The following is a 19,289-nucleotide window of genomic DNA, read 5'->3' as shown; positions in this document are numbered from 1 at the left end:
AGACGCGCCTGAGCCATGGGCGAGGAAACTACTGAATGAGCGACTCTCGCGTTACGTTTCTGGGTCGGGCGGCTTTGGGCGGGCCGGCCCAAGGCGAGCAGGCGCGCGCCGGATCGGGCCCGTTCTTCCTGAAGCCCACAGTCATCGCCTTCGGCGTTGTGGTCTTGTTGCCCACCTTGCTAGCGGCGATCTACTTCCTGTTCATCGCCTCGCCGCGATACGTGTCGGAAGCGCACTTCGTCGTCCAGAGCGCGTCCAAGCAGCAGCCGTCCAGCCTTGGCGTCGCGTTGCAGGGGGTAGGTCTGTCGACCAATTCGACAGATTCCTTCGTCGTCCATGAGTACATCCGTTCGCGCGACGCGCTCACCGCGCTTCAGCCGCATCTCGACGTGAGGGCCATTCTGTCGCGATCCGGCGTTGATGCTTTTTCTCGTTTCCCGGCGCCCGGGCAGGGCGCAACCCAGGAAGACCTCTACAAGGCGTTTCAGCGTCGCGTGACGGTCGGTTACGACACGACGACCGGCATCAGCACCTTGCGGGTGCAGGCCTTCACGCCGCGTGACGCTCAGGCTGTCGCCAGTGCACTTCTTGACGGTGGTGAAACCCTGGTCAACCGGCTGAACGCACGCTCTGCCGCCCAGGACGTGGAGGATGCGGAGCGCAGCGTGATGGAGGCCGAGGCGCGCCTGGGCGCTATCCAGCAGCGCCTGACCACTTATCGCAATCGCGAAAGCATGCTTGATCCGGAAGCGTCGGCCAAGGAAGGGGCGGCCTTCCTAGCTGAGTTGCAGGGCACCTTGGCGAGCCTGCGCGCCGACCGAGCGCTGCTCGCGAGCCAGGCGCCGCAAAGCCCGCAGTTGCCTGCCCTTGACGCCCGGATTCGCGCCTATGAGCAGCAACTCTCCATCGAGAGGGCCAAGGTGGCGGGCAACGCCGATTCCCTGGCCACCAAGGTCAGTGGATACGAAGCGCTAATGCTCGAACGCACACTGGCCGATCGCGCGCTCACCGCCGCCAGCACGGCGCTGGACGCCGCACGGGACTCTGCGCGTCGCCAAAAGCTCTATCTTGAGCGGGTGGTAAGTCCTAATCTTCCTGACAAGGCGACGGAACCTCGGCGTTGGCGCGGCGTTTTGGCCGTCCTGGTCACGATGCTGCTGCTGTATGGCGTGGGCGGCCTCTTGTGGGCAGGCCTCAGGGAGCACCGGCAACTTTGACCTCGTTGTCAACGGAGGACATTGGGCTCGAGGTTTCCAATCTCGGCAAGACCTATGCTCGATCTGCCAGTGCGCCGCCGCTTTTCCGAAATCTCAACTTCACGGTAGGTCGGTCTGATCGTCTGGCGATCCTGGGGCGGAACGGCCAGGGCAAGTCGACGATGATCAAGATCCTGGGCGGGGCGCTCGCGCCCACCGAGGGACGGGTCAACTGGCGTATGACCAACTCTTGGCCGATCGGCTTCAGCGGCGCCTTTCAGGGCAGTCTGACGGGCGTGGACAATGTGCGCTTCCTGGCCCGCATCTATGAGCGAGACTTCAAGGAGCTGATGGGGCTGGTCGACGGCTTCGCAGAGCTGGGCTCAAAGATGACGATGCCGGTGAAGCATTATTCTTCGGGCATGAGAGCGCGTCTGGCGTTCGGCCTTTCCCTGGCTATCGATTTCGACTGCTATCTGATCGACGAACTAGTCGCCGTCGGCGACGCCCGTTTTCAGCGCAAGTGCAACGAAGAACTCTTTGAACGTCGCGCGCAGCGCGCCTTTGTCATGGCGTCTCACGACATGCGGACAGTGGGCCGCGTTTGCGACCGCGCGCTCATCATCGAGGGTGGCCGCGCCAAGATGTTCACGGACATTCACGAGGCCATCGACATCTACACATGGCTGAGGGCGGCGTGAGCAAAGCGTTGCGACTGGGCGTCTTGCAGATGCCGTCATTGCACGGGTCCGGCTGGCGTATCGGCCTGAAGGCCGCTGCTCGCGCGAAGGGTTGGCGCGTGGTCAAGGGGGCGGACGTGCCTCCCACGAACGACAGCCCTGAGCATAGCATGGTCATCCTCTTACGAGACGGCGCACAGGCCCTCGCCATGGCGCCGTCGCTAGACGCCTGCGTGGTCATCAGCGATCCATTGGAAGAAATCTGCCTGGCGGTGGCGGCGCTTTACCCCGGTAAAAAGATCAAGGCCTATGCCGTGGCGGCCGAGCGGTTGGCGGCGGCCGTCACGTTGGTCCGGGAAGGCGCTTGCCTGGTTGAGGGGGCGGCTGCGGAGGCGGACCTGCCGTTGATCGGCAGGGTGGTCGGCAATGATTCGATCGAGGTGGGGCCGCCTGTAGCGACGCTCGATCCGGGGCCGCTCGATATGTTCAGCGGAGCCTCTGCGAGAGGGCCGGAGCCCGGGCACAAAACGAACTGGCCCTGGGACCTCTTCAACTTCCGAACGACGCCTCGCTCGCTGGTCTCGCCTCCTGAAGTCGATCTGACGGGGCGCGCCCGGGTTATTTTCCATGGCCCGCGGTTTTCGCTGCCGGCGGGGGAGTGGCGAATCCGGCTGCGCTTCCACCTGGACCCCGAAGATCGCGAATCTCCGCTGAGATTCGAGTGGGGCGGCATGGATGATTTTGAGCACCTGGAGCTTCAGCTCAAGGCGGCGGGTCTTTACGAAGTTGAGTTGACAAAGCGTTGGGACAGGCCTGTTGCGGCCCAGTTGCGGGTTTGGGCGGCGGCCGCGCATTTTGTCGGCTCCTTCGAGTTCTTGCACGCCGACGTCGCTTATCTGGCGCGCTGATTCCGTCTCCCGAGGTCGAGCAATTTGAAACAGCAGGTTGAAGGAGTTCCGCCAATGGCCAGGCCGTCTGGAACAGCACAGCTCTTATCGCCTGACGCATCGCGTGAGGACGTTTCTCCGAGGACGACGGTGCCCGTGCGACGGCTTGGCGTCTTTCTATTTTGGGATCCGAGCGAAACAGTCGAAGATTACGTCAAGGTTTCGCTGGCGGCGGTTCGTCCTTATTTCGAGAGCCTGATCGTGGTGGTCAACGGCCAGGTCGACAGGGAGGGGCAGGACGCCCTGGCCGCTGTCGCCGACGAGGTCTGGTATCGCGAGAACACGGGTTTTGACGTCGGCGGCTACAAGTACGCCGTTGATCGTCTGGGCGTCGAAGCCATCGCGGCCTACGACGAATTCGTGCTACTGAACTATACTTTTTACGCGCCTCTGGGCGACCTGGGCGCCATGTTCGACCGGATGGACGCGTCCGGCGTCGATTTCTGGGGCGTGACGAACTTCAAGGATGCGAAGCAGAACTTCGTCCAGTCCTATTTCATTGCGGCGCGATCTCGACTGACCGGGAGTCAGGCGTTTGCCGACTACTGGGCCGCCATGCCAACGATCATGTCGATCGATGACTCGATCGAGCACCACGAGAAGGCGTTCACGGCCTTCTTCGCCGCCAGGGGTTTTTCCTGGGACGTGGCATTTCCGACCGAGGGGGGCGAGTTCGGCAATGTCACAATCGCCTCGCCGATCCAACAGATGGCGGATGGCTGCCCGACGCTCAAATACCGAGCCTTCACCTTCTCGCTGGAAAGCTTGCGTCACCGGGAGGCGCCCTATCCCGCACGAACCCTGGAGCATATTCGCAAGCACACGGACTATGACGCCCGACTGATTGTCGATCATCTGGTTCGGAGCATGTCTCCCGAGGCGTTCGCCGCCAACATGCAAACGGTGACGGTCGCTGCGCCGCAGGCCACGAGCGAGATCGCGCCGCTGGGCGCTGTGGGCCTGTTCCTGAACGTGGTCGATATGGCGGCGCTGGAGGGCTTGGCGCCCGTCCTGTCGGCCCTGACCCCACGAGGCACGGTGACGCTCTTTGTCCGGGTTCCATCCGCCGAGATGGCAGAGGAGGTCCAGCGGGCCGTCGGTGGAAATGCGGCGGTGGTGCGTGTCGGCGCGCCGGCCTCGACCGCGGCTGCCTTGTTCTCATGGTCTGATGAGGTCGACTTCCGCCGTTTCGATCTCGTGCTGTCACTGGGCGATTTCACGGGCGGACGCCGGATAAACGCTTGGCTCGACAATCGCCTCTCGTTCTACGTCAACAATCTCGTTGCCGGAGACGGCGTGCTTGACGCCGTCGCGCGTCAGTTCGAGGACGCCTCGATCGACATGGTGATGTCGCCCGCCAGCCTCTATCTCGAGGGCTGGGAAGACCTCTTCTGGACGAAAAACAGGTTTGAAATTCGTCGCATGGGGGCCGATTTGAGCCTTCGCGATCTGGACGGAGCGAGCAATCTCCATGCTCCCCACTCGGCCTTCTGGCTCCGGGGCGAGGCGGCGTTTGCCCTGGCGTCCTCGTACGACATCGTCAGTCAGCGCCGGGCTTTGGATGTGGGCGAGCAATTCAACCGCCTGATCCCGGCCTTGCTGGCCGCCCGGGGCAAGATTGCCTGGCGATTGATCTCCGCGAGCAATGCAGCCCAGGCGATGGCGGCTGCAAGCTGGATGGCTCCACAGTCCATTGAAATGCGGATGGAGAAGGACAGGGAGACCGAGCGTCGTATTGCGGCTCAACTGCTCGCCAACGATAAACTGGAACGCGCCCTGAAAGCCGCCCGGACGCGGCTGTCCGAGGTCAACGCCGCCCTGGAGGTCGCGCTTGGCGACAAGCGGGTTCTGGAGAGCGGTCAGGAGACGTCGCGGTTGGCGGTCGCGGAAAACCGCGAGCTCATGCTGCTCTACAATCGCACGGCTGAGGAACTGGCGGAGCTCCGTCGCGCCGCGGTCGGCCAGTGGGCGCAGGCGACGGAGGGCAATCGCTCGGAGGGCGGCGTCAAGAGGATTTGGCGGTGGGCGAGGCGTCAGGGACGGAGGCTGCCGAAGTGATTGCGACGCCTTATTCGCGCGCCTTTCATCCCGCGGAGTTGAACGCAAGGCGCGTTCTGTTGGTGGCGCAGGGGCCCTGGCACCTCGATATGTACGCCAGCCTCTTCACGGCTTTGCCCGAGATCGACTGGACGGTCTATTTCGAGGCGCCCGGCGAAGCCCTGGCGCCTCTCGCGCTCGCGGCGCCGTCGAACGTCCAGTTGATCGGCAATATGACCGATGTTCTGCTGCGTCTGGACGATTTCGCTGTCTGTTTGACGACCCTGGCCACGCCCCATCGGGCGCACCTCAGGGGGCTGCAGATCTTCACGGCCTGCTCCCGGCTTGGGATTCCCGTCCTTGAGATGCAACACGGTCTTTTCCAGCTAGGCGTCGCCTTCGTCGAGGTGTCCAAGACGCCAGGCTCGGGTTTTCCGAGCGCGGCCATGGGGGCGGCCGCGAGGAATTTCCGCGACGACCTGATCGGCTGGTCCGGTGAGGATGGGATAGGCTTGCCGCAGTTTCATGACCTGAAGCCTGCATCCGACGACGGCTATGTGCTGATCCTTTCGAATCTGCATCGGTCGGTCTTCTCGGAAGTCGAGCGGCGTCTCTTCTATGAGGGTGTCGCTCGGCTGGTGCGTAAGCATCGGGGCACCAAATTCCTCTGGAAGCCGCATCAGTCGGAACTCCAGCGCAAGCTGGAGCCGCTCTATGCGCCGCTCATGAGTGAGGTCGGCGCGAACCTTCAGTTGCTGACCAAGGAGGCCATGGCCGGCACGACGACGCTGGAGCTTATCCGGTGCTGCTCGCGGGCGGTGTCGTCGCTGTCGTCCGTGGTGCTTGAGCTCGAGATGTACGCCAAGCCGACGCTGCTCTATGCGCCTGTCTCGATGGAAGGGGCGGTTTCGATCATGGGGACGGTGCATCCGTTCGTCGATGATTTCAGCCTGTCGGCGGCCTATGACGACCTGCTGCAGCGGCCCGACGCGTATCGGATGCAGACCGGTTTCCTGAAGCCTTTCGAACCCGAAAAGCTGCGGGCGATCCTGAGAAGGAACTGGCGTTCGGGCGGAGTATCAAAGGCCGATCTGGCGCAGGCGATTCTCCCGAGCATCGAGTTTCTGGAATTGACCAGCGTGATCAACCGTATGAAGTCGGACCTGAGGTCGGCTATCAAGGGCTGATCGCGACGACGGCGTCGGGTGTCGCCAGACCTTCGGGTCAGTTTATTTTTCGTCCTGAAATCGACGAGTATGGGTGATGGATATGGATGATTTTTCAAAAAAGATAGTGGATGTTATTGCATCCCTGTTCAAAATTTCGGCCGCAGAAATCTCGGCTGATACTGTAGCAATGGATGTTGATGGCTGGGACTCTTTAACACACACCGAGCTTATTCTTCTGATCGAGGAAGAAATTGATCGTCCATTGCCGATAGCTCGGGTGATGGATTGTGAAAACGTGGGCGACCTCATCGAGGTGGCCCGCGAGACCAGCGTGACCGCAGATCAATGACATCGCGTCGAATTCTTATTCGCGGCAATTGTCACGCCCAGTATCTCGGCGCGGCGCTGAAGGCTACGACAAACCATGAGGTGCGTGTCGCCGGCCTTCCGTATGACGGGCCGATTCACTTTGGTGGTGCAACGGCGGACTATACCGATCTAAACCAAGGGCTTCGATGGATAAGGGAGGCTAAAGAGCGGCCGATTTTCATCGTTCAGGCGACGCCTGGAAAGCACTATCTGTCGGAAAAGTGGATTTCGATGGGTATTGTGCATGACTTGGTGAAAGTTCCGTTCCTCAGATTTGGTGCGTTAGAGTTAAGTAATCTTCCCGGCACTGACGAGGCAGCAAAGGCTATTCGGCTTGAAGTCCGCAAGGATCGTATCTTTAACGAGATGGGGGCGATCGCGGCGGGACGGGATGCGTCCGATATCGATTACGTCATGGAGGCGTTTCGCGGTGAGCCTGCTTTCTACAGCCATTCCCACTATACCGGTGAAGTATTCGCACGGTTGTTCAGCTTGATGCGCGGTTCCGCTCTTGATGAATCGCTTGGGGCGGGCGGTTTCGATGCCTTCCTCTCCGCCGTGCGTCAGGATGCCGGCGTGGGCCATCTCATGCGGCCTCTGCCCGATCCGCGCGTGATGGCAGCCATGGGGATGACATGGACGGCTGAGGATTTGTCGGCGCAGGTCATTGCTGCTGGACAGAGAAACGGGATGAAAATCCAGCTTCCGGACAACGGCGTGGTCGCTTACGCTTTGTTTGATCGAAAGTTCCAAGCCTATCACGCCACGAAAAATATCGCCGACCTTCTGACTTGCGTGCAGTTGTACAAGGCGGACAAGTTTTATCTACGATGGGCAGGTAACATTGTCGGCGCGTTGATAACGCGCGGCAAGTTGATGCATGCCGCGATTGTTCTTTTCCATCGTCTGGCGTTTGACGATTCTCGCGGTAGGACCTTGGGGATCGCCTTGCCTCATCTGCAAAAATTGAGCGGATCGGCCGCCGCGCGTCGCGTCGCAGATCGTTATGCCGAGGCTTACCCCGATAGCAGCGCTGTTTTCGCTCGCGAGATCATGCAGAAATTTCTCTGAAGTGAAGCAAGGTGTTGTTTTGATTGCGTCCACCCTCTTGGAAGCCCTCGACCGTCATGCCGTCGAGAACGGCGACAAGGCGTGCGTCCACTTCGTCGCGCAAGGCGAGACCCGGCTACAGACATATGCGTCGATGCGCGCCGAGGCTCTGCGGGCTGCGGCGATGTTCGACGACCTGGGTCTTGAGGCGGGCTCGGTGGTCTTCATCGTGCTGCGCCATCAGGCCGAGCTCTACTCCACCTTCCTGGGCGCGATGTATGCGGGGCTGACGCCGTCCTTCCTGCCGTTCCCTACGCCGAAGCAGGATGCAAACCTGTACTGGTCGAGCCATCGGGAGCTCTTCCGCCGGGTCGAGCCGGGGCTGGTCCTGACATACGCCGAAAACATCGCGCCCCTGTGCGAGGCCTTGGACGGCCTGAAGGCCGAAGTCCTGGACGTGCGGCGGATCGCCGATTTCCAACCGCGAGAGGCCGGGCTGAACCCGGCGGCCGACTGCGTGGCCCTGCTTCAGCATAGCTCCGGCACCACGGGGCTGAAGAAGGGCGTGATGCTCACCTTCGGCGAGATCGCCGCCCAGACCGAGGGCTACGCCAAGGCCATCGATTTTGACGCGAACGACGTCGTCGTCAGCTGGCTGCCGCTCTATCATGACATGGGGCTGCTCTCGAGCTTCCTGATCCCCATGGCGCTAGGCGCGACGATCGTCTCGCTGGACGCCTTCGAATGGGTGTCGAAGCCGGCCATGTTGCTCGAGGCTATAGAGCGCCACCGCGGCACCTTGAGCTGGATGCCCAATTTCGCCTTCAATCATATCGCCCGGTTAAGGCCGTCCGGTTCGTCCTACGATCTGACGTCGATGCGCGCCTTCATCGCCTGTTCCGAGCCGTGCAAGGAAGAGACCTTCGCCCAGTTCGCCGACAGGTTCGCCGACTGCGGCGTCACGTCCCGGTCGATCCAAGCCTGTTACGCCATGGCGGAAACCGTTTTCGCCGTCACCCAATCCAATCTTGATGCGCCGCCGGCGATTCGCCGTGTCGACGGCGACGAACTGGATCGGAACCAGCGGGTGCGGCTGAGCGAGGCCGACGGGCGCGCCTATGTCAGCAATGGTCGCCCTATCGAGGGGCTGGAGATCGCCATCGACAGCGCCGAGGGGCGCCTGCTCTGGTCGCCGGCCGCAAACAGTCGGGCGACCGGGGACATCGTGGTGCGCGGCGTCAGCCTGTTCTCGGGCTATTACCGCAATCCCGAAGCGACGGTGGAGGCGCTGAGCGACGGCTGGTACACGACCGGCGACGTCGGCTTCTTCGCTGACGGCGAGCTCTACATTTGCGGCCGACGCAAGGAAATGCTGATCGTCCACGGCAAGAACTACTACGCCACGGACATCGAGGAGGCCGTCAACCGCATCGAAGGCGTCAAGCCGGGCCGGGCCGTGGCCTTCGCGCTCTACAGCGAACGCACCCAGAGCGAGGAAGGTTATGTGGTCGTGGAATCCGAACGTTTGGCCGAAACCTGGACGGCGCTGAAGCGCGCCGTCAAGGAGGGCGTCTTCTCCCAGTTGGATTTGACGCTCCAGACCGTCCTGGTCGTCGAGCCGGGCTGGCTGGTGAAGACCACCAGCGGCAAGATCAGCCGCAAGGAAAACGCGCAGAAGTATCTGGCGGCCAAGGACGCAAGGCCTTGAGGTCCAGCGCTGCGCGGCCGGCTTCCAGCGGCGGCGTCCGGGTCGCGCTTCTGCTCGATCAGCCGGGCGAGGTCGAGGCGGTGCTTCCGGTTATCCAGCGGGCGGAGACGCGCGGCGACCTCGTCCTTTCGGCCTTTTTGTCGCCCGCCTTCGCGCAGGGGCGGCCCCATATGGCCAAACGACTGGTAGAATGTCACGGAGCGACGGTGCTCGCCAACGCATCAACGGACGATGTTCCCTTGGCGAATTTTGATGTTGCGCTGGCTCCGGTGGTGTCCAACCATCCTCGTCACGCCTTGGCTCAGCGCTTTATACGCCAGGCGCGAGTGGCGGGACTGGCCACCGCGACGATGCAGCACGGTCTCGACAACGTCGGCATCTCGAGGTCGCATGACATCGGCAGCAGCGGGGCATATGTCATCGAGACGGATATCGTCTGCGTCTGGTTCCCTGACAGTCACATTCCGGCGCAATGCGCGCCCGCGCTTCGGCCGCGCCTGGTCCACACGGGGCGGGCTTTCCCGGCTTCACCTGTTGATCTGCAGGGCGGGCGGGAACTGCGGATCGGGGTGTTCGAGAACCTGCACTGGAACCTGTACGATGACCGGTTCCGCAAGGCGTTCCAAAGCAATCTGAGACAGACGGCGGCGGCCTTTCCTCAAGTCCGCTTCGTCGTCAAGCCGCATCCCGGCGGCCGCTGGCTGCCGCGTTTCGGCGAAAGCGGCTGGCCCCCGAACATCGAGATGTTCGATCCTGATGATGACATCGCGCGGTATGACGCCTTCGACGTCATCAGCCGGATGAGTGCGGTGATCACCACCCCCTCCACCATCGCGCTGGACGCGGCTTGGCTGAACCGACCGGTCGTTCTGATTTCCACCGAGGGCGCTGACCTGTATGAAGGCCTGGGCATACTGGACGGATGGGAGACGTGGCGGACCTTTGTTGCGGAGGTGGCGTTGGGAGAGTACGACACCAGCGGCCAGGCGGCCTTCCTGGCGCGTTCGGTGCGGTCCGGCGACGGGGGCGCGGCGATTTGCGACGCCCTCATCGGCGCGGTGCGTTGATCGTTCTGGAGGCGTCAGCGGCTAGCTTGCTGGATCTGTCCACGCCGACTAGCACAACGTGATGATGCGCGTGGCTTGTCAGTGAGGAAATCCTTGTCGGCTGCACGACTGTTTTCGTTTTGGCGTCGTCTTCTGGGCGCGGGAAGCCGCGGTTCGCATCCGGACCGGCGCGCCGGGGATGCTGCGCGAGACCGGGGCGACTGGGGGACGGCGGCCGCGCACTACCGACAGTACTTGACGCGACACCCTGAGCACGCCGCTGTTCGGTTGCGTTTGGGCAACATGTACAAGGAAGCGGGCGACTATGCGTCGTCGCGAGCTGTGCTCGACGCCTTGGCGATCGCCCGACCTCAGGATCCTGAGGCGTTACGGGCCCGGGCTGAACTGGAGGTTCATCAGGGCCGCCCGGATCGGGCCGTCGCCTGGTACGCCGCCGCCTGGGCGTTGAACCGCGACAGGCAGGCCGGCGCAGCACTCACGCGGCCGGATCTCATGCCCTTCCTGGCCGCGCACCAACAAGGCAGGTCGGCTCCGATCATGGACGGCGGAGTCGATGGGCTTCGCGATCTGGCCATCGAGGGTTGGGCCTTCAACCTGGAAGCGCCTCAGCACCGGCTCGAGTTGATTCTGCTGGCCGATGGAAAGGAACTGGCGCGGACCCACACGGGTCTGCCGCGCGAGGATCTGGTCGCGCTGGGACTAGCGCCGGCTGAGGCAGGCTTCCGGTTCGAGATCGGGCCGTTGCTGGCCGCCGGACGTTTGGCGAGCGTCGTCAGCATCCGGCGGGCGGACGATGCCCGGGATCTGGCGGGCTCGCCGCTGGATCTTAGCGCGACCCGCGGTCTGCAGCGGTGGTTGTCGCGTCCGACGCCCGTGGTCGCTGCCCCAGATGCGATGCAAGCGCCAATTCTCAGCATCCTGATGCCGGTCCATGACGTGCGACCCGCCTGGCTGGAAGAAGCGCTTTCCAGCGTGTTCGCCCAGAGCGACGGGCGTTGGGAACTGGTCTGCATCGACGACGGTTCCGCATCTCCTGCGGTCAAGGCGATCCTGGCCGCCGCCGCCGAAAAGAGCGGCAAGGTCCGTCTGCACGCTCATGCCCAAAGCCTGGGCGTCGCGGCGGCCACCAACAAGGCGCTGACGCTGGCGACGGCGGAGCATGTTCTCTTCATGGACCACGACGACCGGCTGGAGCCTGACGCTGTGGCCAGACTGGCGCCCCATCTCGGCGCGGCGGATCTGCTTTACGCGGACGAGGTCGTCACGGGCGAGAACACGGCGGATCTGCGCGCCATCGTGGCGCGCCCGGCTTTCTCGCGGCACTACTACCTCAGCCATCCCTACTTCGTGCACCCCGTGGTCGCGAAGCGCGAGCTGGTGAAGGCAGTCGGCGGTCTGGATGAGGCCCTGCTCATTTCGGCTGATGTAGATCTGATGCTGCGGCTGATCGAACGGGCCGAAAGCGTGGCCCACGTGCCGGCGGTCCTTTATCGTTGGCGGACGCATGAGGGCAGCGCGGGGCACGTCCGATCAGCCCAGACCACCATTGCGACCATCGGCGCGATCAATCGGCATTTGGCGCGCGTGGGGGAAGCAGGGGAAGCCGTGCCGGGACCGGTCTTCAACACCTACAGGATCGACCGCCGGGACCCCGGCGGCAGGGTTCGCGTGATCATTCCGACTCGCAACGGCGCGGATTTGCTGCGCGCCTGCATCACCTCGTTAAAGGCGACAGCGCCTTTCGAGGACCTGGACATCGTGGTGATCGACCATGATTCCAACGAGCCCGCGCTGGCGGCCTACCTCCGGGAGTTGGGCGACAGCGTGACGAGGCTGCGTTACTCGGGGCCATTTAACTTTTCCCGGATGAACAACCTCGCGGTTGCCGCCGCACCGCCGGGAGGGGAGTTCCTGCTGTTTCTGAACAACGATATCGAGGCGAAGGAGGCGGGCTGGCTGGAACGTCTGCGCGCCCTGGCCGCCTTGCCCGATGTCGGCGCTGTGGGGGCGACACTGCTCTATCCGGATGGACGTGTTCAGCACGCGGGCGTCATTGTGGGGCCGGGAGGCTATGCGGAACACGCCTTCAAATTCGCGCCTCTGAATCTGAACGGCCGACGCAATCCCGGCTACAACTGTGGTCTGGTGGCGACACGGGAATGGTCAGCGGTGACCGGGGCCTGCCTCATGATGCGTCGGGACGTTTTTGATGCGGTGGCCGGCTTTGACGAGGGCCTACCTGTCGGTTTCAACGACACGGACCTTTGTCTGCGGCTGAGAGAGCGAGGGCTTGCGGTGCTCAACGATGGCTTCAGCCTGCTGACGCACCATGAATCTGCCACGCGGCGCCCGGCCGGGGAGGTGCGCCATCCGAATGACGCCGCCCGGTTCGCCGCGCGATGGCGGATGATGATCGAGAAGGGCGATCCCTTCTACAGTCCGCTGCTGTCGCTGGATCGCGATCATGCGCCGGACCACCCGGATGTAGCGGACGCCGCGCTGCGGAACATGCCAACGCGCGGGACTGGCGCTCATGGCTAGTTCAATCTTCACCAAGCTTCTCAAGTTCGGGCGGGCCGGCGACACCGCAAACGAAGTGCTGCGTCTGGCGCAGGCAGCTCAGGGCGAAGGACGCTGGAGCGAGGCGGCGCATCACTACCGTCGGCATGTCGCTATGCGCCCAGAACGGGCGGGCAGTCGGCTACAGCTGGGCAATATGCTGAAGGAGGCGGGAGACGCCGCAGGCGCCGAGGCGGCATATCGGGAGAGTCTAGCGCTTCGGCGCGGGCCGGAAGCGTTGATCCAGTTGGGCTATATGGCCTTGAACGCGGGGCGGCTGGACGAAGCCGCCGAACTTTTTGTGGAAGTCCTGAACCGTTTTCCTAACCGGGAGGACGGCCGCGAGGGGTTGGTGCTCGCTGGCGCGCGCGAGCGTTTGCCCCACGTCGGGACGCTGCCGTCCAGACGAAGCCTTTCGGCCCTGAAGCGCGCAGCTGCCGGCGCCGAGGCGACGCTCGCCGCCGTCCGGCGCGCCGACATCACCGCGCTGGCGGACTATAGCGTATGGCGCAAGGCCTATGCCCTGGAAGCGCCGCCCATCGATCCGGCCGGTGGGGTCGTGCAAGTGCGCGTCGAGGCTGATGGCGCCGCGCCTTTCCGGTTGCGGGGCACCCTGCAGTCACTGCTGCGCCAGGAGGGCGTGGAATGGCGCGCTGTGGTCGCAGGGGCCGGGGCTGTGGCCGAGCATCCGACAGCATCGATTGCGGCCGTGGATCCTCGAATCGTCATTTCGGCCGCCCCGAACGCGGACGCCCCGCAGATCGTCATGAAGGCCGGCGTCGTGCTCCATCCGTTGGCCCTAGCATGGCTCGCCCACGCGGCGAAGCGCACGGATGCGGATGTGGTCTACGCCGATCATGACCACCTCATGCAAACCGGCGACGACGGGGAAGTGTTCGACGATCCGGTCTTCTTCCCGGCACCGTCGACGATCGATCTTCTGACGACGCCGATTTTGCCGACGGTGATATGGCGGCGTACGAATGGCGAGACGCGGGCCGACCTGATTGCTGCGGTGACGCACGGGAAGGCGGCCCATCTGCCCTTCCTTCTTTCCAGCGTAATGCGGCTGCCCCAGACGGCCCGATCTGGCCTGCCTGAGCCCGGCGATACGAAGCCTGGGTGGTTGGAGGCAGCCCCGACGCCGGCCGCGACGTGGCGGGCGGAGCCTTCCGACACACCCATTCGGGTGATCATTCCCACCCGCGACGAGGCAAGTATGCTGGGGACCTGCATCGCCTCGCTTCTGTCCCGGGCCGATCGACCCGAGCGGGTTCACATCTCGATCGTCGACAATCGCAGCGTCGAGGCTTCGACGGCTCGCTTCCTGGCCGAGGGGGTTCGTCAAGGACGGTTTGAAGCCTTCGCCGTCGACGAACCTTTCAATTGGTCGCGCCTCAACAATCTTGCTGGGGCTCGAACCACGGAACGGGCCCTGCTCTTCCTCAATAACGACACCGAACTCCTGACACACGGGTGGGACAGCCGCTTGCTGGACTTGCTCGAACGGCCGGGAGTCGGCGCGGTGGGCGCGCGTCTTCTCTATCCTGACGGCTCTTTGCAGCACGGGGGCCTGGTGCTGGGGATAGGCGACGGATCGCCTCGCCACGAAGGCGTGGGTGAAAGGGCGCTGAAGGGCGGTCCCTTGGATCGCTGGCGGCGTCCCCGCGAGGCGGCGGCGGTGACGGGGGCCTTTCTCGCGACGCGGCGCGAGGTCTTTGAGGCGGTGGGCGGCTTTGACGCGCGTGGTTTGGCGATCGCGTACAATGACGTCGACTACTGCTTGGCGGTGCGGCGGCGCGGCCTCGCCGTCATTTACGCAGGTGATATCGAGGCCACCCATTTTGAATCGCGCACGCGCGGCCATGACGTTACCCGCACGCGGATCGCCTGGGATCAGGCCGAGCGCACGGCGCTAGTGGAACGCTGGGGAACGGCGCTGAAGCAAGACCCGTCGGTCAATCCGCACTGGCGCACACCCTCGCCGAGGCCTTTCGACGGCCTACGCCAACCTGACGTGCAGGAGGCGCTCGACTGGCTGACCGCGGCTGTGGAGTTTAGGCCTGCGGCCGGTGACCGCTGAGCCGTCGCCGGACAGAATGGTGCGATTCCAGAACCGCCGCCGCGGACTGCACCTCTGCGACGTCCGGCCGCTCCGCGCGGGCGACGTCGGAGAGCGTCAGATAGTGAAAGCCGGCGTCGGGCGGTCGGTTCAGGATCTCTTGCCAGCGCTCCTCAACCGTCGAGGGGTTGGCTAAAAGGGTCCACGGCGCCTCTGGGGCATCTCGCCTGTACAGGCCCGGGACGGACATCGGGCAGGCCCTCTCGCGCTAGAACCGATAGCGCGCCTCTTTCCATCTCCCCGAGCACGATGAGGGCTTCGTCCGTTGACCGCGTCGCCGGTAACGGAGCCTCATCCGCCGTTACCGAACCCAATATGGTCGGCGGTGATGCTAGGGGCTGAGAAGGGAGCATAGGCAGGCTTAAACGTCTAAAAGATACCGCCTCTGTCGTGCGGGATCAGGCTGCCTGCGCGTCATGCTCCGCCAGCATTCGGTCGCGTTCCTCAGTCCACAACTGACCATAGTCGACATCGATCCAATTCGGGAACCAAGGGCCGCCGTTGGTATAGTGGATGGCTGTCGGCGCCTTGTCGGGCGCCTCGTATTCGCCGACGAGGAAGTTCCAGTCTAGGTCTAGCGCGCCGATATCGGTGGCATTCCTGATCCAGTTGAAGCGGTGCAGGTGCGCAGGGTCAGCCGTATTCACAACATCCGGTCTCAGGGCCTGAACATCGGGGTGACGGCCATTGAAGAGCATCATGGAGGACCAGTTCTTGCGCGGGTAATGGGCCTGAGCCTTGCCGTCCATCTTCACCGTCTGCTGCGGCGTATACTCATGCTGAACGACATAGACTGCCTTCGAGGGGTCAAGGCTGGCGATCTGGGCCGTGATATCCCCCGTGAAAAGGAAGTCGCAATCGACGAACATTGACCAGCCGTCCGTGTCGGCCAAGAAAGGCGTCAGGAAGCGTGTCAGCGAGAATTCGGTCGAGGCAGTTTTGTCCTCTGGGCGTCTGTACAGGCCCAACTCGCGAAGGGGGGGCTGCTTTAGGGGACAGATGCTGATTTCGCCGACGGCGTGGCGAATTAGCGAGTAGCGGCACACCTCCCAAGCGATGTCTTCGCGCGAGTCGTAGCCAACATAGATCTTCAGCATCTGGCGTCTCGAAGTTCGGGAGGGTGGCTGAGTGTATGAAAGCGCTCCCCCAATTGCTAGGAATTCTTGGTTTTTCTGCGAGTGTCTCGCAAACCGGGCGCTGGGGCTCCTATACTTCGAGCAGCGCGCGGCCAACCTGGACGATATTTTGGTCCAGGCGTCGGTAAGCTGAGGCGACCCGGTCGTAGGCGTTTAGCAAGGCGGGACGCAGGGCGTCGAGGTCTGCGTTCTGCTGGGTCAAACGCCTGAGCAGTCCCAAGATTCCGTCGTGGAAGGCGCGCCCGGCCGCCTCCGCCCCTTGGGTTTCCGACCTAAGGTCTAGCGGGCGGAAGACCTTGTAGAAGAAGAGAAGATATGCCCACTCTTCGATAAAGGTCGTGTCGTCGGTGCCGTCTAAGGGGGGCAGGGGCAAATCGATCCCGGCGGTAAGGAATGCTTGCGCCGCAGCTTCCCGATCGATGCGGAACGGTGCTCGGTTGCCGAATTCGAAGACTGGCTCGTAGCGCGCGCAGGCACAATAAATCCTCTGCCCCGGAAACAGCATGTCGATCTGCAGGAAATTCAGATTGGGCGCCTCGCTGCAAAGATAGACGCAATCGACGTGGCCCTCTGCATAGCGCAGCATCAGGTTGTGGAGGTGCGATCCAATAAAGCCGACGTAAACGGAATGGGCGTTGAACGCTTGAATCTGATTATCCAACGACAACGTTTCCGGCCAGTAGACGGCGTTGCCGGACGCGTCGAAGGCATGGTCCAGCGCGCTTTCCCCGAAAGCCCGGCGCACCGCGCCCTTCAACCGCGCTCGGGAAATATAGGCGACCCGCTGGAGTTGCTTGATGTGCCCATACCTCGCCCGCAGGGCCGAACGGAAAAAGCGAACATAAGGCATTGAGGTGCGCAGGCCGAGTTCCAGCCCGGGCTGCGGCACGTGCAGTCGCTTGATGCGGGTCGGTTCGACAACCAGCTTCAGCCGATTCTGATCGATCTGCAGAAGGTCTGCGAACGCCTTGAGCAGGTTCCAGGATGCGTCGACATGACGGCCAGGCAGCCCGGCGAAGAGGATGTCGAGTTCAGGCCGTTCGACGGCGTACCAGAGCCGGTTGAGCGACTCGAGCAGGACATGGCCGTACCCGCTGAACAGAACGCCGCCGAAAATGGCTTCGTCCAGCCCTAGCGCGGCCGGCGCTGTCGTCTCCGACTCCGGGGGGGTGACAACCATGGGGATGTCGTGACGCCGGACTTGGGCGAAGCCGACCGCTGCGCCGTCTTCCGCCCGCACCCCCCCTGTGAAAACGCCGCCGGCCCGGGCCGTCAGGGGGAAGATGCTGGCGGGGATAACGACGTGTTGAAGCGGCCCCTCATCGCGGTCTATGGCGCCGGCGGCGTCGAGGATGCCTTTGATCCGCAGGTTCGACATCCCCTCGAAGACGACGAGGGCTTCGCCGACTTTGTGGCTGCGATGCGGGGGGGCTTCAGGCACCAACTTGGCTCAGGACCTCCGAGGCGGCAGACATCGGCAGCCCCTTGTAGAAGTCTTCCAGGCTGGCGTCGGTCATCTCGACCTCCATCCACTGTTCCATGATCTCGTCATAGCTCGCGCTTAGGACCTGCGAGGCGGGGTCAAGCTTGCGAAGCATGACCAGCCCCGTCGGGGCGCAGTCGATGAGGGTGACTTCCAGGTCGGGCCGGTAACGCCGCAGAATTGGAACCAGTTTCCACACGTCGCCGGTCCAGTAGGATTTCAGTTCCACGTCGCGGCGTTGGCCGGGGCGCCGCTCCCGCTCGGTCATCTCCGCGTTCAGGGGCAGGCAATCATGCATGAAGATGACGCCGTCGGGCCCCATCGCCTTTTCCGTATTGATGAAATCGCGTAGCAGGAATTCGAAAAGATGCATCCCGTCCAGGAAGGCCAGATCGACGCCCTGGGGGAAGAAAGCCTTCAGGCTGCGCGTCTGGAAGAAATCGTCGCTGGTGGTCTGGAACAGGTGAAGTTCGGGCTTCGCGCTCATGATGTCTTCGCGGAACATGAACTTCGGATCTACGCCTATGCTCGGCAGATCGATCCGCCTCAGGCTCTTGCCGATGTTCACGCCGATTTCAAAGTAGGAGCGGGCCCCGCAGGCCGGTGCAAAACGTCCCAGGAACTCGAGGTATTGAACGCCGTCGTGAAGGTGACGAGGAAAAGCCGTTGTCATGATTCCGCTCCAGTTGGGGCAATGGATTGATCGGTCTGGGCCCATTTCACCAGCTGCCGCACGCCGTCACGGAACGGCACCTGCGCGGACCAGCCCAGCCCGTCGCGGGCCTTGGCGACATCAGCTACGGCATATCGAATATCGCCGGCCCGATAGGCACCGCTGATGCGACGGCCCTGGCTCTTCAGCCCCAGATCTTCGAGGATCATGTCTGCGGCCGCCAGGATCGACGAGGCCTCGCCCGAGCCGACATTGAACAGTGCCCCCCCAGCGTCAAGCCGCAGGGCGGCGGCGACGAACGCGGCCACCACGTCATCGACGAAGATGAAGTCGCGGTAGATCTCGCCGTCTTCATAGATATCAAGGGTGCGGCCCGCCATCGCCTGCTGGCAGAAGATCGACAGCACGCCGGTGTAGGGGTTTCGCAGGGACTGACCGGGACCATAGACGTTCTGGAGGCGGAGTATGACGACGTCCCACGGCGCGGGCGTCTGCTGCAGCAGGTATTCCTGCATCAGCTTCGTCGAGCCGTACACAGATCCGGGGCGCGGGGGGAGGCTCTCGTGTGTGGGGGCGGGGGTCAGGGGACGGTTCTGATCGTCGAACAGGTCGAAGACGCCGTTGGCCATGGACTCGACCGAACGAGGCTCGGGGGCGGCCGTGCGACCCTCGGCGTCGACATAGGCGCCCTCGCCGTAGACGGCGCGCGTGGCCGCCAGAACCACCCGCTGCGGAGGTGTTTCCAGGGCTTTCAGAGCTTCGATCAGATTGGCGCAGCCGACTACGTTCACCGCGGCGTAACGAGAGGGTTCGTCGGCGGACTGGCCGGTGCCGGTCTCGGCAGCCAGATGATAGACGATATCGGGGCGGGCTTGTTGAACGGCGGTCGAAAGGGCGGCGGCGTCGCGAACGTCGCCTTTGATCAGCACGCCGGCAAGGTCGAGTTGCGGCTGAGGACCGTGGACCTGTTCCAGTAGATTGTCGAAAATCACGACCGAGGCGCCAGCATTAGCCAGGGCGCGCGTCAGTCGTGAGCCGATGAAGCCGGCCCCGCCGGTGATAAAGATTCGTTTGCCTTGCAAGGGCGCCATTA

15 protein-coding genes are annotated in these 19,289 nt (G+C 63.4%); 11 read left to right on the top strand and 4 right to left on the bottom strand.

Annotated features, from left to right (window positions below):
* The first annotated feature begins 35 nt into the window (after positions 1-35).
* The 11 genes from ACOZBP_RS16020 (at position 36) to ACOZBP_RS15970 (ending at position 14,865) form a co-directional block, all read left to right on the top strand.
* Positions 36-1,217: a chain-length determining protein gene (locus tag ACOZBP_RS16020; protein ID WP_422677322.1), complete on the top strand. Its 1,182-nt coding sequence runs from the start codon at positions 36-38 to the stop codon at positions 1,215-1,217.
* On the top strand, positions 1,184-1,897 hold the full coding sequence (locus ACOZBP_RS16015; protein WP_422677321.1) for an ABC transporter ATP-binding protein: 714 nt from the start codon (positions 1,184-1,186) through the stop codon (positions 1,895-1,897). Before ACOZBP_RS16020 ends, ACOZBP_RS16015 begins: the two co-directional genes overlap by 34 nt.
* Positions 1,894-2,784 (top strand): hypothetical protein, encoded by an 891-nt coding sequence (locus tag ACOZBP_RS16010; protein ID WP_422677320.1) that lies wholly within the window; start codon positions 1,894-1,896, stop codon positions 2,782-2,784. The genes ACOZBP_RS16015 and ACOZBP_RS16010 overlap by 4 nt, the downstream gene beginning before the upstream one ends.
* Before the next feature lie 135 nt (positions 2,785-2,919).
* The gene (locus ACOZBP_RS16005; RefSeq protein WP_422677319.1) at positions 2,920-4,881 is read left to right on the top strand and encodes a rhamnan synthesis F family protein; all 1,962 of its coding nucleotides are present in this window, start codon (positions 2,920-2,922) and stop codon (positions 4,879-4,881) included.
* 62 nt (positions 4,882-4,943) lie between these two features.
* Positions 4,944-6,047: a hypothetical protein gene (locus tag ACOZBP_RS16000; protein WP_422677318.1), complete on the top strand. Its 1,104-nt coding sequence runs from the start codon at positions 4,944-4,946 to the stop codon at positions 6,045-6,047.
* 76 nt (positions 6,048-6,123) lie between these two features.
* Positions 6,124-6,378, top strand: a complete 255-nt coding sequence (locus ACOZBP_RS15995) for a phosphopantetheine-binding protein (protein WP_422677317.1) — start codon at positions 6,124-6,126, stop codon at positions 6,376-6,378.
* A complete protein-coding gene (locus tag ACOZBP_RS15990; RefSeq protein ID WP_422677316.1) occupies positions 6,375-7,469 on the top strand; it encodes a hypothetical protein in 1,095 nt (364 codons plus the stop codon). Before ACOZBP_RS15995 ends, ACOZBP_RS15990 begins: the two co-directional genes overlap by 4 nt.
* A gap of 19 nt (positions 7,470-7,488) precedes the next feature.
* Positions 7,489-9,156: an AMP-binding protein gene (locus tag ACOZBP_RS15985; RefSeq protein ID WP_422677315.1), complete on the top strand. Its 1,668-nt coding sequence runs from the start codon at positions 7,489-7,491 to the stop codon at positions 9,154-9,156.
* A complete protein-coding gene (locus tag ACOZBP_RS15980; protein ID WP_422677314.1) occupies positions 9,153-10,223 on the top strand; it encodes a hypothetical protein in 1,071 nt (356 codons plus the stop codon). Before ACOZBP_RS15985 ends, ACOZBP_RS15980 begins: the two co-directional genes overlap by 4 nt.
* 81 nt (positions 10,224-10,304) lie before the next feature.
* On the top strand, positions 10,305-12,764 hold the full coding sequence (locus tag ACOZBP_RS15975) for a glycosyltransferase (RefSeq protein WP_422677313.1): 2,460 nt from the start codon (positions 10,305-10,307) through the stop codon (positions 12,762-12,764).
* Positions 12,757-14,865, top strand: a complete 2,109-nt coding sequence (locus tag ACOZBP_RS15970; protein WP_422677312.1) for a glycosyltransferase — start codon at positions 12,757-12,759, stop codon at positions 14,863-14,865. The genes ACOZBP_RS15975 and ACOZBP_RS15970 overlap by 8 nt, the downstream gene beginning before the upstream one ends.
* Before the next feature lie 437 nt (positions 14,866-15,302).
* On the opposite strand, the gene ACOZBP_RS15965 is transcribed toward ACOZBP_RS15970, so the two are convergent.
* From ACOZBP_RS15965 to ACOZBP_RS15950, 4 genes are all read right to left on the bottom strand, one after another.
* Positions 15,303-16,001, bottom strand: a complete 699-nt coding sequence (locus ACOZBP_RS15965) for a hypothetical protein (RefSeq protein WP_422677311.1) — start codon at positions 15,999-16,001, stop codon at positions 15,303-15,305.
* A gap of 109 nt (positions 16,002-16,110) precedes the next feature.
* On the bottom strand, positions 16,111-17,481 hold the full coding sequence (locus tag ACOZBP_RS15960; protein WP_422677341.1) for a glycosyltransferase 61 family protein: 1,371 nt from the start codon (positions 17,479-17,481) through the stop codon (positions 16,111-16,113).
* Entirely contained in the window at positions 17,474-18,196 is a 723-nt protein-coding gene (locus ACOZBP_RS15955) for a class I SAM-dependent methyltransferase (RefSeq protein WP_422677310.1), read from the bottom strand. Before ACOZBP_RS15955 ends, ACOZBP_RS15960 begins: the two co-directional genes overlap by 8 nt.
* Entirely contained in the window at positions 18,193-19,287 is a 1,095-nt protein-coding gene (locus ACOZBP_RS15950) for an NAD-dependent epimerase/dehydratase family protein (protein ID WP_422677309.1), read from the bottom strand. The genes ACOZBP_RS15955 and ACOZBP_RS15950 overlap by 4 nt, the downstream gene beginning before the upstream one ends.
* Positions 19,288-19,289 lie beyond the last annotated feature (2 nt).

Origin of the sequence: Brevundimonas sp. NPDC058933 (assembly GCF_049315965.1) — a bacterium.
Classification (GTDB): domain Bacteria; phylum Pseudomonadota; class Alphaproteobacteria; order Caulobacterales; family Caulobacteraceae; genus Brevundimonas.
Note: the sequence above shows the minus strand (reverse complement) of the source record. Positions and strands in the feature narration are given on the sequence as shown.